Source organism: Pseudomonas indica NBRC 103045, assembly GCF_002091635.1.
Classification (GTDB): Bacteria; Pseudomonadota; Gammaproteobacteria; order Pseudomonadales; family Pseudomonadaceae; genus Pseudomonas_M; species Pseudomonas_M indica.
Map to the genome: position 1 here is coordinate 98,916 of NZ_BDAC01000021.1, position 14,134 is coordinate 113,049.

A 14,134-nucleotide genomic window follows, 5' to 3' on the forward strand; every position below is an offset into this window, starting at 1 on the left:
GGTCAGGCCCGGCACATGCCTCCCTGATCGTCGCCGTCGTCATCGGCGTGTGGCTCGAAATCCGGCGCAGCGCCATTCAACGGGACTTCGAAGGCCGAGGCGGCGACCCGCTCCAGATGCGGCCGGCCATGGCCCACCAGCGCGCCGAGGGCGGCGACGTCCTGCTGCGGCAGGTTCTCGATGGCCGCCAGCACTTCTTCGCCGGGGATGGTTTCTTCTTCCAGCAGGCGCTGGGTGACCAGGTCGAGTGCCGGCTTGAGCCGTTGCAGCAGGGCCAGGCATTCCTGGTTGAGCTGGTGCAGCAAGGCGTCGGCGGCTTCCAGCGCTTCGCGCGGATCGCAGTCGATATGCGCCTCGCGCACGGCTTGCAGGCTCAGCAACGACCCCTTCGGTCCCATGCCCAGCGCACCGACCATGGACAGCGCCAGCTTGGAGGCTTCCTGCAAGTCCTGCCCGGCGCCGGAAGATACCTCATGGAAGTGCAACTGCTCGGCACCGCGGCCGGCCAGCAGCATCTTGATGCGGTTGCGCAACTCGGATTCCAGGTGCAGGCGCTTGTCTTCCACCGGCGTCACCAGGGTCACACCGAGGGCTTGGCCGCGCGGCAGGATGGTGACTTTCTCCACTCGGCCGACCTTCAGTGCGGCGGCCACCAGGGCGTGACCGGCTTCGTGCACGGCGATGCGGGTACGGTCGGTCTCCGACAGCGGGGTGACTGCCGACGGCTGTTCGCCGATGCGGCAGGTTTCGATGGCGTCCACCAGATGGTTCATCTCGACCTGCTGCTGGCCGGCCCGCGCCGCGAGCAGCGCGGCGTGGTTGACGATGTAGGAAATCGCCGCCGGGGTCAGCCCCACGGTGTTGCGTGCCAGTTGCTCGAAATCCGCTTCGCCGGCCAGGCGAATCTTGCCGGTATACAGGCGGAACAGCGCCTGGCGCTCACCCAGGGTCGGCAGGGCGACGGCGATGGAGCGGTCGAAGCGGCCTTCGCGCACCAGTGCCGGGTCCAGCGAGTTGGGGAAGTTGGTAGCGCCCAGCACCAGCACGCCGGCGGCGGCCTCGAAGCCGTCCAGCTCGGTGAGGAACTGGTTGATGATGCGGTTGCTTTCGGTGTCGCTGGAGCGGCTCTGCTCGGAGCGGCGGCCGAGGCCGTCGATCTCGTCGATGAAGATGATGCACGGCGCATTCTTGCGTGCAGTGCGGAACAGCGACTTGACCTTCTGGATACCGACACCGAAGTACATCGACGAGAAGTCGCTGCCGGTGACTTGAATGAAGTGGGCATTGCATTCGGTGGCCAGGGCCTTGGCCAGTTGGGTCTTGCCGGTGCCGGGCTCGCCTGTCAGCAGCACGCCCTTGGGTGGTCGCGCACCGAGGGCGGCGAAGGCGGCCGGATCGCGCAGGTAGGCGGTGACGTCCTGCAACGCCTGCTTGGCTTCACTGGCGCCAACTACGTCGTCGAAGGAAATGCCGGTGCCTTTGCGCTGCGTCTTGAACGGCTGCAGCTTGAGGGCGGCAACGATCAGGCCGCCGGCGAACAGCAGGTAGAACGGCCAGAACACCAGAGCGCGGCGATACCACGGGGCCTCGCCGTCGGTGTCGAACAGGCTGACCGGGAACAGCGCGGCGCTACCCTGGCCGTAGTCGCGCAGGATCATCTCGCCGATGCGCCCGGACTGGTCCGGCACCCAGTAGCGCCCGCCATCGTGGGTGGAAACGTAGACCGCCTCGTCGCTCAGCGCGGCCGTAGCGATGCGCCCGGCGCGGATGTCGTCGACCAGGGCGGAAAGATCGCGGCGCTGCTCGCGCCACGGCGAAGTGGATTCGTGCAGCTCGGCCAGCATCGCTTCGATGCTGCCGGGCGCCGTCGCATCGGCCGTCGCGTCGCGGCCCTGCCACTGCCAGTACGAGAGGCCGGCACCCAGCAGGACAAGCAGGCCGAGCACGGACAACGCCAGACGCAGGCGGTTTTTCAGGAAATCGGATTTCTTCATTGCACTTCCAGGCAGGATTCGATCGCTAACACACGCCCACAGGGGGCACACAACAGCCAGTGCGTCACCGACCCACTCGCGAGTTGCCTGCCCTGGCCTGGGACGCTCACTGGCTATCGGCGGAGTAAATCCGAGGTTGAGCCTCAGCGGGGGACCGTTGGTCGGTTGCCATAGAACTAACGAGGAAGGCGGAAGTCCGCGTGCCGCTTCGCTTTGCGGGCTGTCGCGGGGCTCTGGGCCGGGGTTGCCGGGCGGTCGTGAAGCCGAACCGCGACAAACGGAAGGGATAAAGCCGGAAACAATTCGGACGGACGTGATGCCACAAACGAAACGGCCCGCTCGGATGAGCGGGCCGTCTGGCGCGTTGGCGTGGGGGCGATCAGTCGAAGACGATGCCCTGGGCCAGGGGCAGCTCACGGGAGTAGTTCACCGTGTTGGTCTGCCGACGCATATAAGCCTTCCAGGCGTCGGAGCCGGATTCGCGGCCTCCACCGGTCTCCTTCTCGCCACCGAAGGCGCCGCCGATCTCGGCACCGCTGGTACCGATGTTGACGTTGGCGATGCCGCAGTCGCTGCCCGCCGCGCTCTGGAACTGCTCGGCCTCGCGCACGTCGGTGGTGAAGATGCAGGAAGACAGGCCCTGCGGCACTTCATTGTTCATCCGCAGCGCTTCGTCGAAGTCCGTGTAGGTCATGACGTAGAGGATCGGGGCGAAGGTCTCGTGGCGCACCACCTCGGTCTGTCCGGGCATTTCGACGATGGCCGGCGACACGTAGTAGGCGTTGGGGAACTGCGCTTCCAACTGGCGCTCGCCACCGAACACCTGGCCGCCTTCGGCGCGGGCCTTGGTCAGGGCGTTCTGCATGGCCTCGAAGCTCTGGCGGTCGATCAGCGGGCCGACCAGATTGCCTTGCAGCGGATGGCCGATGCGGATCTTCGAATAGGCGGCCTTGAGACGGGCGACGATGTCGTCCTTCACCGATTCGTGGGCGATCAGGCGGCGCAGGGTGGTGCAGCGCTGGCCGGCGGTACCCACCGCACCGAACAGAATGGCGCGCACGGCCATGTCCAGATCGGCGCTGGGGGCGAGGATCATCGCGTTGTTGCCGCCCAGCTCGAGAATGCTGCGACCGAAACGGGCCGCCACGCGCGGGCCGACTTCACGACCCATGCGGGTGGAACCGGTGGCGCTGACCAGGGCCACGCGCGGATCGTCCACCAGCGCTTCGCCGGCGGCGCGGTCACCGATGACCAGTTGGCTGAGTCCTTGCGGCGCATCGCCGAAGGCTTTCAGGGCGCGCTCGAACAGGGCCTGGCAGGCCAGGGCGGTGAGCGGGGTCTTTTCCGATGGCTTCCAGATCACCGGGTTGCCGCAGACCAGCGCCAGGGTAGCGTTCCAGGCCCAGACCGCGACGGGGAAGTTGAAGGCGCTGATCACCGCGACCACGCCGAGCGGGTGCCAAGTCTCACGCATGTGGTGGCCGGGACGCTCGGAGGCGATGGTCAGGCCGTAGAGCTGGCGCGACAGGCCGACGGCGAAGTCGCAGATGTCGATCATTTCCTGCACTTCGCCCAGGCCTTCCTGGGTGATCTTGCCGGCTTCCCAGGAAACCAGCTCGCCGAGGTCGGCCTTGTGCTCGCGCAGCACTTCGCCGAACAGCCGCACCAGTTCGCCACGGCGCGGGGCCGGAATGCTGCGCCAGGCCTTGAAGGCCTGCTCGGCGCGGTCGATCCGGGCCAGCACGGCGGCTTTGTCCTCAAGGGCGACGCTGCCGATCCGGCTGCCATCGATGGGGGTGTGGACCGGGTGGGTACCGTTGGTAATCGCACTGGCACTGACGCCGAGGCGGCTCAAGAGTCCGTCGACCATGGCGCTCTCCTTCGTTGTTGGTTGCTATTTCGGATCGGGTCAGTATTAATCCGCCTGCTGGTGGCCTACAAGCGACCTTTATTCGCCACGTCATTCCTTGGATTCATCAATTCGCGCGTTCCGAGATCAGCCATGTCCAAGCGCCTGATGCCGTCGATGACGGCCCTGCAATGCTTCGAGGCGGTCGCCCGCCACCTCAGTTTCACCCGTGCGGCGGAAGAGCTGCACCTGACCCAGAGCGCGGTGAGCAAGCAGGTCGCGCAACTGGAAGAGATGCTTCAGCACCTGCTATTCCGCCGCATTCGCCGGCGCCTGCAACTGACGCCGGCTGGCTCGCTGTACCTGGGCGAGGTGAACAAGATTCTCAATCAGGTGGAGATGTCTACCCGCTACATCCTGTCGTATGGCGGAGAGACCGAGGTGCTGACCGTGGCCACCCAGCCCACCTTCGGCGCGCGCTGGCTGATTCCGCATCTCAAGGGCTTCGGTGCCAGCAACCCGAACATCCATCTGGATATCCATAACGAGCTGGAGCCTTTCGACCTGCTGCAAGGCAAGGCCGACGTGGTGTTCTTCTTCGGTCAGGGCACCTGGCCGGGGGCGGAGTGCATCGAGCTGTTCGGCGAGGAGGTAGTGCCGGTCTGCTCGCCGGACATCCTGCCCGGGCAACCGTTGGGCAGCGCCCTGGACTTGACGCGCATGGTCTTGCTGCAGTGCGGTTCGCGCCCCGAGGCCTGGCACGAGTGGTTCCTCGGCCAGGAACTGGAAACCGAGCACAGCTACCATGGCCCACGTTTCGACACCTTTTATATGTGCATCCGTGCCGCACAGTCCGGCTGTGGCGTGGCGCTGGTCCCGCGCTACCTGGTGGAAGACGAGCTGGCGGAGGGCAAGCTGGTGATCCCCTGGGATCATCCGATGCGCAGCAACGGTAGGCATTTCATGGCGTATGCCGAGCATGCCGCCGAGGTGCCGAAGATTCGGACGTTCGTGAAGTGGATTCGCAGTCAGCTCTGAAGCCGTCGCTTCCCGAAAAAAAGGAATGACCCGGCGATTTTTTTTCGTTTGTGGGGCTGTGCGCCTCTCGCTTTCATAGGTGCCTCACCATCCAGCGAGAGGAACTGCCCATGTCTGCGATCACCCCGTGCGGCGTCATGTCCGGTCTGTCGAGCCAGGGGGCCGCGGCATGAGCCACGCCCATATCAGCCAGTCCCTGGCCATCGTCCATCCCATCACCCTGTCCCACGGCTGCAACGCGGAAGTCTGGGACACCGACGGTAAGCGCTACATCGACTTCGTCGGAGGTATCGGCGTGCTCAACCTCGGTCATTGCAACCCGCAGGTGGTCGAGGCGGTACGCGAGCAGGCCGGACGGCTGACGCATTCCGCCTTCAACGCCGTGCCGCATGCCGGATACGGGCAGTTGATGGAAGCGCTGGATCGTTTCATTCCGGTCAGCTATCCGCTGTCCGGCATGCTCACCAACAGCGGTGCCGAGGCGGCGGAAAACGCGCTCAAGATCGTCCGCGCCGCCACCGGACGCAGCGCGGTGATCGCCTTCGACGGGGGGTTCCACGGCCGCACCCTGGCCACGCTCAACCTCAACGGCAAGGTGGCGCCCTATAAACAGAAGGTGGGCAACCTCCCCGGGCCGGTCTATCACCTGCCGTATCCCAGCGCCGACACCGGCGTGACGCGCGAGCAGGGCCTGCAGGCCATGGACCGTCTGTTCAGCGTCGAAATCGATAAGTCCGAGGTGGCCTGCATCATCGTCGAGGCGGTGCAGGGGGAGGGGGGCTTCCTGGCCCTGGACCCGGCTTTCGCCCAGGACCTGCGGCGTTTCTGCGATGCGCACGGAATCGTGCTGATCATCGATGAAATCCAGTCCGGCTTCGGTCGTACCGGCCAGCGCTTCGCCTTCTCACGCCTGGGCATCGAGCCGGACCTGTTGCTGCTCGGCAAGAGCATGGCGGGCGGCCTGCCCCTGGCGGCAGTGGTTGGTCGCCGCGAACTGCTCGATGCGTTACCCAAGGGTGGATTGGGCGGTACCTACTCGGGCAATCCGCTGGGCTGTGCCGCCGCCCTGGCCACCCTGGAACAGATGAGCGACGCCAATCTGTCCGGCTGGGGGGAGCAGCAGGAGGGCGTCATCCTCGAGCGCTACCGGCGTTGGCAAGGGATGCCGTGGTCCGGCGTGCTCGGCCGTCTAAACGGTGTCGGCGCCATGCGTGGTATCGAGCTGCGCGCGGCGGACGGGACGCCCGGTACGGCGCGGATGGCGGTATTGCTGGCGGCCGCACGGGAGCAGGGGTTGCTGCTGATGCCCAGCGGCAAGGCGCGGCATGTCGTCCGCCTGTTGGCTCCGCTGACCATCGAACGCGCTTGCCTGGAGGAAGGGTTCGACATCTTCGAACGCTGTCTGGCTGCGCTCGAATGATCGGCATTTGATTCCTTTGGGGAATGATCAAAAGAAGATTAGTCGTTTGTAAGGGATGTTCCGGTTGCAGAGAATGGCTTTGCATTACCACGTGGAATCTATCTTTGCCGAGGCTGTGGTCTCGGCGGCTCCAGGAGTCGTGTTCACATGAGCGTTCAGGCTTTCGTTAATCCGGATGACATTCGCACCCGTTTCTCCCAGGCCATGTCGGCGATGTACAAGACGGAGGTGCCTCTATACGGCACGCTGCTGGAGCTGGTGGGTGAGGTGAATTGCGAGACTCTCGCAGCCGAGCCGGCCCTGGCCGAGCAGTTACGGCGGACCGGTGAAATGGAGCGCCTGGACATGGAGCGCCACGGGGCGATCCGGGTCGGTACTGCGGAAGAGCTGGCCACCATCCGCCGGTTGTTTGCGGTGATGGGTATGTACCCGGTGGGCTATTACGACCTGTCCTGCGCCGGGGTACCGGTGCACTCTACGGCCTTCCGCGCCATTCATGAGGATGCGCTGCAGCGTTCGCCGTTCCGGGTCTTCACCTCGTTGTTGCGCCTGGAACTGATCGACAACCCCGCGTTGCGCGAGACGTCGCGCGCGATTCTGGCCCGGCGCAGCATCTTCACGCCGCGCGTGCTGGAACTGATCGAGCAGTTCGAGCGCGTTGGCGGGCTGAACGCAGCGGAAGCGGAGACGTTCGTCGAAGAGGCGCTGGAGACCTTCCGCTGGCACCGCGAAGCGACCGTCAGTGCCGAGGTCTACCGGCAGTTGCACGATCAACACCGGCTGATCGCCGACGTGGTGGCGTTCAAGGGGCCGCACATCAACCACCTCACACCACGCACCCTGGATATTGATGCCGTACAGGTCGGCATGCCGCGCCACGGTATCACGCCGAAGGCGATCATCGAAGGACCGCCGCGGCGCAAGTGCCCGATTCTGCTGCGCCAGACCAGCTTCAAGGCGCTGCAGGAGCAAGTGGACTTCATCGGCGAGGGTCGCGTGACGGCCGGCAGTCATACAGCTCGTTTCGGCGAGATCGAACAACGTGGCGTGGCCCTGACCCCGAAAGGTCGGGCCTTGTACGACCAGCTCCTGCAATCCACCCGCGAAGTCATTCGCGGGGAAGACGATCCGGAAACCTACCAGCGCGTGCTTGGCGACCACTTCGCCGATTTCCCGGACGACTATGACCTGATGCGTCGCCATGGGCTCGCCTATTTCCGCTACTTCGTCACCGGCAAGGGTATGGCCGGAAAAGCGGACGGCAGCTTGCCCGGTGATCTGGAGAGCCTGCTGCGTGGCGGCTACCTGAGTGTCGAGCCGCTGGTGTACGAGGATTTCCTGCCGGTTAGCGCGGCCGGAATCTTTCAGTCCAACCTGGGCGACCAGGGACGCGACAGCTATGCGCAACTGTCCAACCGCGAGCAGTTCGAGCGTGACCTCGGGGCTTCGGTGAATGATGAACTGGCGCTGTATGCCGAGACCCAGCGGCGTTCGCTCGAGCAGTGCGCGGCACAACTGGGGCTGGCCAGCCTCGGCTGACGTTTCGTTTCCAGGCACTTCGCTGGCGCCCCGTCTTCCGCCAGCGAGGTGCCGTTTTTCAGGCGGTGACCGTTCAGTCGCATCCGGAATGAACCGAGTCGATATTTTCGTTTGAGGCCTGTCTCGATCCTTGGTGTCATCGGGGCGAGACGTTGAAACACCCACGAGTGCAGGTGCTGGGGCTGTAGAACCGTGAAGGAAACGGGCGGATACCTACACTTACCTGCAATCCAACTGGTCAGGAGTCTCCCGTGGTCCATTCGATACGCCCCCGCACTGGCGGACAGATTCTGGTCGATGCGCTACGCATCAATGGAGTAGAGCGTGCCTTTTGCGTACCGGGGGAGAGCTACCTGGCCGTGCTGGACGCGCTGCATGACGCACAGGACGACATCGAACTGGTGGTCTGCCGCCAGGAAGGTGGCGCGGCCTACATGGCCGAGGCGTATGGCAAGCTGACCGGAAAGCCGGGCATCTGCTTCGTCACCCGTGGCCCGGGGGCGACCAACGCTTCGATCGGTGTGCACACCGCTTTCCAGGATTCCACGCCGATGCTTCTGTTCATCGGCCAAGTGGCCCGGGATCAGGCGGAGCGCGAAGCGTTCCAGGAGATCGACTACCGTCGCATGTTCGGCCCGCTGTGTAAGTGGGTCGTCCAGGTGGATGACGCCCGACGCCTCCCCGAGCTGATCAGCCAGGCCTTTCACCGAGCCATCAACGGCCGACCGGGGCCGGTCGTGGTGGCGCTTCCGGAGGACATGCTGACCGATAGCGTCGAAGTTTCCGATGCGGGGCCCGCCAAACACATCGAGGCGCACCCGTCTGCAAGCGACCTGGGCGAAATGTCCCGTCTTCTGGAGCGCGCCCAGCGCCCCCTGATGATTCTCGGCGGTGGCGACTGGAATGCGGCGGCTGTGAACGACATTCGCCGTTTTGCCGAGCGCTGGGAGCTTCCGGTAGCCGCCTCCTTCCGCTGTCAGGACCTGTTCGACAACCGGCACCCGAACTATGCAGGAGACCTTGGCCTGGCCGCCGGACCGAAGTTGGCCCAGGCGGTGCGCGATGCCGATCTGTTGCTGGTGGTCGGTGCGCGCCTGGGGGAAATCACGACGGGCGGCTACAGCCTGCTGGACGTACCGGTACCTCGGCAGAGCCTCGTGCACATCCATGCCGGCATCGAGGAACTGGGTCGCGTCTACCAGCCGACGCTGGGGATCAACAGCGGCATGGCAGCCTTCGCCGCGCAGGCTGCCGGCCTCGAGCCGCAGCAGGAGCCAGGTTATGCCGCCTGGACCCGCAGCCTGAACGAGCACTACCAGGCCAATCTCGACTGCCCCGCCTCTCCCGGCCCGGTACAAATGGCGGAAATCATCGCCTGGCTCCGTCAGTGTCTCCCCGCCGACGCCATCCTTACCAACGGCGCCGGCAATTATGCCGTCTGGGTGCAGCGCTTCTATCAATACCGCCACTTCCGTACCCAGCTCGGCCCCACCAATGGCTCGATGGGCTATGGCGTACCCGCCGGGATCGCCGCCAAGCTGGCCGCGCCGGAGCGTATGGTGATCGCCTTTGCCGGCGACGGCTGCTTCCTCATGAACGGCCAGGAGCTGGCGACCGCCGCGCAATACGGCGCCAACCTGATCGTCATCGTTGTGAACAACGGCATGTACGGAACCATCCGCATGCATCAGGAACGTCATTACCCAGGCCGGGTCTCCGGCACCGGGCTGCACAATCCGGATTTCGCCGCGCTGGCGCGAGCCTATGGCCTGCATGGCGAAGTCGTTGCCAGCACGGCCGAATTCGCGCCCGCCTTCGAGCGCGCCGTGGAAGCCGGCAGGCCGGCGCTGATCGAGATTCGCCTCGATCCTGAAGCGCTGACTCCGCGCCAGAGCCTGAGCCAGATTCGCGAACAGGCCTTGCAGGGTCATTGAACAACCCGCGACGGATTCGCTCCGTCGCGAGTCCTCAGAGCTTCTGACCCCGATCCAGCTTGCAGGAAAGAATGATCGACGTGGTCGTTTTTTCCACGCCATCTACTGCGCCGATTTCATCCAGAAGCTGGTCGAGCCGCTCCGGCGATTCCGCTCGCAACCAGGCAACGAAGTCGAACTCGCCGCTCACTGTGCAGAGCTGCTGGACTTCCGCCATGTTGGTGAGTCGGCGCAGCACTTCCTTGCCCGAGCGCGGCTGCAGAGTAATGCCCACGTAAGCCTGTAGCCCGCCGTCCAGGACGCTCTGACCGAGGCGCAAGCCGTAGCCGGTAATCACCTTGTTCTTCTCCAGGCGGGCGAGTCGGGAAATCACCGTGGTACGGGCAATGCCGAGCTTGCGCGCCAGCATGGCCACGCTCTCGCGCGCATTCAGCTGTAATGCGGCGATCAACTGGCGATCGATATCGTCCAGGCGGAAGGAAGGCAGATCAGACATCGAGACGGCATCCACGCGTCAGGGGTTCAGCGAGGTATTGTGTAAGACGGAGCAGTAAATGTGGATGCCTTTCTCACTGCGCCCCCGGACAGGCATTAGCGTGAGCGACAGGCATCCACCCGCAGACGTTGCTCCAGCAAGCGGAAGCCACGTACCAGTACATAGGCGGCGAGCAGGTAGAACATCCCGGCGGCGAAGAAGATTTCCACCGGCAGGTAGGTGCGGGCGATGATGGTCCGCGCCATGCCGGTCAGTTCCAGCAGGGTGATGGTGCTGGCCAGGGCGCTGGCCTTGAGCATCAGGATCACCTCGTTGCTGTAGGCCGGTAGGCCGATACGCGCCGCGCGCGGCAGGATCACATGCAACAGCGCCTGTGCCCGCGACATGCCCAATGCCCGCGCTGCCTCCACCTCCCCATGGGGCACCGCCTGGATGGCACCACGCAGGATTTCGGCGATGTAGGCGGCGGTATGCAAGGTCAGTGTCAGCACTGCGCACCAATAGGGATCGCGCAGGTATGGCCAGAGCGGCCCCTGACGAATCGCCTCGAACTGCGCCACGCCGTAATAGACCAGGAATAACTGCACCAGCAGCGGTGTACCGCGGAAGAAAAAGATGTAGCCGTAGGAGAAGGCGCGCACGTACCAGTGTCGCGAAGCACGAGCAATGCCCAGTGGCAGGGCAAGGAGCAGCCCGGCGATCACCGCGATGCCTACCAGCTCCAGCGTCAATAGCGCGCCTTCGGCAAGACGCGGCAGCCATTTGATGATCAGCTCCCAGTTCATGCCATGGCCCTCCGGAAGCCGCGGTTCGCGCGTTTCTCCATGATGGATAGTCCTACCATGGCGATGACCGTCAGGCTCAGGTAAATGAAGGCGGCCACCAGGTAGAAGGTGAACGGCTCCTTGCTGGAGGTCACCGCGATCTGCGAGCGCCGCATGATTTCCTCCAGGCCGATCACCGAGATCAGCGCCGTGTCCTTCATCAGGATCATGAACAGGTTGCCCAGGCCGGGCAGGGCGATGCGCCACATCTGCGGCATGATCAGCCGCCAGAAGATCCGGCCCTTGGACAGGCCGAGGGTGTGGCCCGCCTCGCTATGTCCCCGGGGAATCGCCAGCAGCGCGCCACGGAAAACTTCGGTGGCATAGGCGCCGAAGCAAAGGCCAAGGGCGATGCTGCCAGCCGCGAAGGCACTCAGTTCCAGCTCCGGATTGCCGAACCATTCACCCAGGCCACGCATCAGATTGACGGTGCCGAAGTAGATCAGCAGCACCCAGAGCAGCTCGGGCACGCCGCGCACGATGGTCGAATAGCTGCCGCCCACCCATTGCAGCGGCTTGTAGGGCGAGGTCTTGGCCAGTGCGCCGAGCAGGCCGAGCACTAGACCCAGCGACAGCGCCGAAAGTGCCAGTTTGATGGTCATCAAGGTGCCGGCGGCCAGCGCCGGCCCGAATCCGTGGAGGTCGGGAAGCATATCGATCACCTGGAGGAAGTACCTGGGAAAGGTGTTCAGGCTGAAAGAGCCGGTTCGTTCATCGACATGAACTGCCGGCAGCGCGCCGATTGCGGGTTCTCGAACACCTGCTGCGGCGGTCCCTGCTCTTCGACCAAGCCTTGGTGGAGGAATACCACCTCGGTGGAAACCTGACGGGCGAAGCCCATTTCGTGAGTGACCAGCAGCATGGTGCGGCCCTCTTCGGCCAGCGCGCGGATCACGTTAAGCACTTCTTGTACCATTTCCGGATCGAGGGCCGAGGTGGGCTCGTCGAACAGGATGACCTTCGGCTGCATCGCCAGGGTGCGGGCGATCGCCGCGCGCTGCTGCTGGCCGCCGGAAAGCTGGGTGGGATAGACGTGGCGCTTGTCGGCGATACCGACCTTGGCCAGCAGCGCCTCGGCCACTTCGGTGGCTTCCGCCTTGCTCTGGCCGAGCACGCGGCGCGGTGCCTCGATGATGTTGTCGAGCACCGTCATGTGCGGCCAGAGGTTGAAGTTCTGGAAAACGAAGCCGATTTCGCTGCGCAGGCGGTTGATCTGCTTGTTATCGGCGGCGACTAGTTCGCCGTTGCGGGCGGGTTTGAGCTTGAGCTCTTCGCCGGCGACCCGGATCTGGCCCTGGTGTGGGTTTTCCAGCAGGTTGATACAGCGCAGGAAGGTGGACTTGCCGGAACCGGAGGAACCGAGGATGGAGATCACGTCGCCGTCGCGAGCGGTGAGTGAGATGCCCTTGAGCACCTCGAGATCGCCGTAGCGTTTGTGCAGGTTGCGGATTTCCAGCGCGGCGGTGGAGCCGTTCATGGTCATTCCTCTTTTTATTCTTATTCTGGGCACGGCGGCTGACGCTTTGGCCGGTACGCCGCGAGGCGTATCGGTAACAGCTCAGGAGCGGGTCTTACGCGTCAGTCCGCCTGTTTTCCTGGGCACATGGCTGCCGCGAAAAACGGCAGCCATGTCACTGTATCGCTCAGGCAGCTTCTCGAGCTTCGTTGGTATGGGCTTCGTACGCCATGCCGAAACGGTTGGCCAGGAAAGCCTCGAGCGAAACCTGCTCCTGGCTGATGAAGCCGGACTGCGGCAGTTGGCCTTGGCGGAACAGATCGAGCGCGGCGCAGATGCCGGCCGCCGTGGTGATCTGGATGGCGCTGGTCAGGCGCCCATTCTGTTCGGCGGCGAAGATCTTCCGACTGAACACCTCTTGAACCAGCTTGCCGTCGCGCAGACCGTTGACGGTGACGAACACCAGGACGACGTCCTGCATGGTGCTTGGTACGGCACCGCGAAGAATGTCCTTCAGCTTCTCCTGGTTGCCGGCGAGACGCAGGTCTTCGAGAAGGAACTTCATCAGATCGCGATGGCCGGGATAGCGAACGGTCTTGTAGTCCAGCACTTCGACTTTGCCTTCCAGCGTTTCGCACAAAGTGCCCAGGCCGCCTGAAGTGTTGAATGCCTCGTATTCCACGCCGTCCAGAGAGAAATGCTCGAGGCCTTCCAGCGGCTGTACCAATTGCAGTCGGCCGTTACGGATGGCTTCGCAGGGGTGGCAGTATTCGTTGACCAGGCCGTCCACGCTCCAGGTCAGGTTGTACTTGAGGGCGTTGGTTGGGAACTCAGGCAACGCGCCGACACGCATCTTCACTTCGCGAATGCTGTCGAAACGGCTGGCCAGGGAATGGGCGGCAATGCCGATGAAGCCAGGAGCAAGACCGCACTGGGGCATGAACGCTGTTTGGGAGCCTTCGGCCAGGGTACGGATGGTCTTGGTGGCGTGGACGTCTTCGGTCAGATCGAAGTAATGAGTGCCTGCCTTCTTGGCCGCCGTGGCCACGGTAATTGCCATGTGGTACGGCAGAGCGTTAAGGACGGCATCGAATGCACGCAGGGTGGTTTCCAGGGCGCTGCTATCTGATGAGTCCAGTTGACGGGTCGCGATACCCAGACTGGCGATACTCTTAAGCGATTCTTCGTCGCGGTCGGCGACAAGCACCTTGTAGTCGCCGGAGTTATGCAGGAGTTGGGCGATGGTGTAACCGATGTGGCCGGCGCCGAGCAGGAGGACGTTCATTGTTGTTTTCTCCAGGTGCGATTGAGTTGCCGACCAGTCTAGGTAGCACCTGTAACGACAATAAGACGCAAAACGCATCATTTAGCCAGACATAAACATCATTTAGTCGATATCGGCCTACAGAATAGAGCACGGGGAGGAACTTTGGCGTAGCACATGATCTTTTTCGAAGCGAATGGTCAAAAAAGTCGTTGACGGTTGTTCGAATGGCTCTATAATGCGCGCCACTTCCGGCGCAGCCTGAATGAAAAACTCCTTGATAATCAAAGGGTTGAGTAAGAGAAAGGGGTTGTGTCGGC

Annotated in this window: 12 protein-coding genes; 4 read left to right on the plus strand and 8 right to left on the minus strand. The window is 63.8% G+C overall.

The features are described 5' to 3' along the window. Window positions 1-2: 2 nt before the first annotated feature. Entirely contained in the window at window positions 3-1,994 is a 1,992-nt protein-coding gene (locus tag PIN01S_RS21165) for an AAA family ATPase (RefSeq protein WP_084338692.1), read from the minus strand. 379 nt (window positions 1,995-2,373) lie between these two features. After that, window positions 2,374-3,864, minus strand: a complete 1,491-nt coding sequence (gene amaB / locus PIN01S_RS21170; protein WP_084338694.1) for an L-piperidine-6-carboxylate dehydrogenase — start codon at window positions 3,862-3,864, stop codon at window positions 2,374-2,376. 132 nt (window positions 3,865-3,996) lie between these two features. Here amaB and PIN01S_RS21175 point away from each other — a divergent pair, with 132 nt between their 5' ends. The 4 genes from PIN01S_RS21175 to PIN01S_RS21190 all read left to right on the plus strand — a co-directional run bounded on the left by PIN01S_RS21175 (window position 3,997) and on the right by PIN01S_RS21190 (window position 9,774). Beyond that, the gene (locus PIN01S_RS21175; RefSeq protein ID WP_084338696.1) at window positions 3,997-4,881 is read left to right on the plus strand and encodes a LysR substrate-binding domain-containing protein; all 885 of its coding nucleotides are present in this window, start codon (window positions 3,997-3,999) and stop codon (window positions 4,879-4,881) included. Between the two features lie 169 nt (window positions 4,882-5,050). After that, entirely contained in the window at window positions 5,051-6,301 is a 1,251-nt protein-coding gene (locus PIN01S_RS21180) for a 2-aminoadipate transaminase (protein WP_084338698.1), read from the plus strand. Between the two features lie 147 nt (window positions 6,302-6,448). Continuing rightward, on the plus strand, window positions 6,449-7,840 hold the full coding sequence (gene hglS / locus PIN01S_RS21185) for a 2-oxoadipate dioxygenase/decarboxylase HglS (RefSeq protein WP_084338700.1): 1,392 nt from the start codon (window positions 6,449-6,451) through the stop codon (window positions 7,838-7,840). Between the two features lie 251 nt (window positions 7,841-8,091). Continuing rightward, the gene (locus tag PIN01S_RS21190) at window positions 8,092-9,774 is read left to right on the plus strand and encodes a thiamine pyrophosphate-binding protein (RefSeq protein ID WP_084338702.1); all 1,683 of its coding nucleotides are present in this window, start codon (window positions 8,092-8,094) and stop codon (window positions 9,772-9,774) included. A 34-nt stretch (window positions 9,775-9,808) separates the two neighbouring features. Here PIN01S_RS21190 and PIN01S_RS21195 read toward each other — a convergent pair whose 3' ends face one another. The 6 genes from PIN01S_RS21195 to PIN01S_RS27050 all read right to left on the minus strand — a co-directional run. Further along, entirely contained in the window at window positions 9,809-10,270 is a 462-nt protein-coding gene (locus PIN01S_RS21195; protein ID WP_084338704.1) for an Lrp/AsnC family transcriptional regulator, read from the minus strand. Between the two features lie 95 nt (window positions 10,271-10,365). Further along, the gene (locus PIN01S_RS21200; protein WP_084338706.1) at window positions 10,366-11,055 is read right to left on the minus strand and encodes an ABC transporter permease; all 690 of its coding nucleotides are present in this window, start codon (window positions 11,053-11,055) and stop codon (window positions 10,366-10,368) included. Further along, window positions 11,052-11,747: an ABC transporter permease gene (locus PIN01S_RS21205; RefSeq protein ID WP_084338708.1), complete on the minus strand. Its 696-nt coding sequence runs from the start codon at window positions 11,745-11,747 to the stop codon at window positions 11,052-11,054. The genes PIN01S_RS21200 and PIN01S_RS21205 overlap by 4 nt, the downstream gene beginning before the upstream one ends. Before the next feature lie 35 nt (window positions 11,748-11,782). Beyond that, entirely contained in the window at window positions 11,783-12,571 is a 789-nt protein-coding gene (locus PIN01S_RS21210) for an ABC transporter ATP-binding protein (RefSeq protein ID WP_084338710.1), read from the minus strand. Window positions 12,572-12,737: 166 nt separating this feature from the next. Beyond that, entirely contained in the window at window positions 12,738-13,835 is a 1,098-nt protein-coding gene (locus PIN01S_RS21215) for a saccharopine dehydrogenase family protein (RefSeq protein ID WP_084338712.1), read from the minus strand. 117 nt (window positions 13,836-13,952) lie between these two features. Beyond that, window positions 13,953-14,134: hypothetical protein (locus tag PIN01S_RS27050; RefSeq protein WP_218024722.1), on the minus strand; the 182-nt coding region annotated here is incomplete at its 5' end.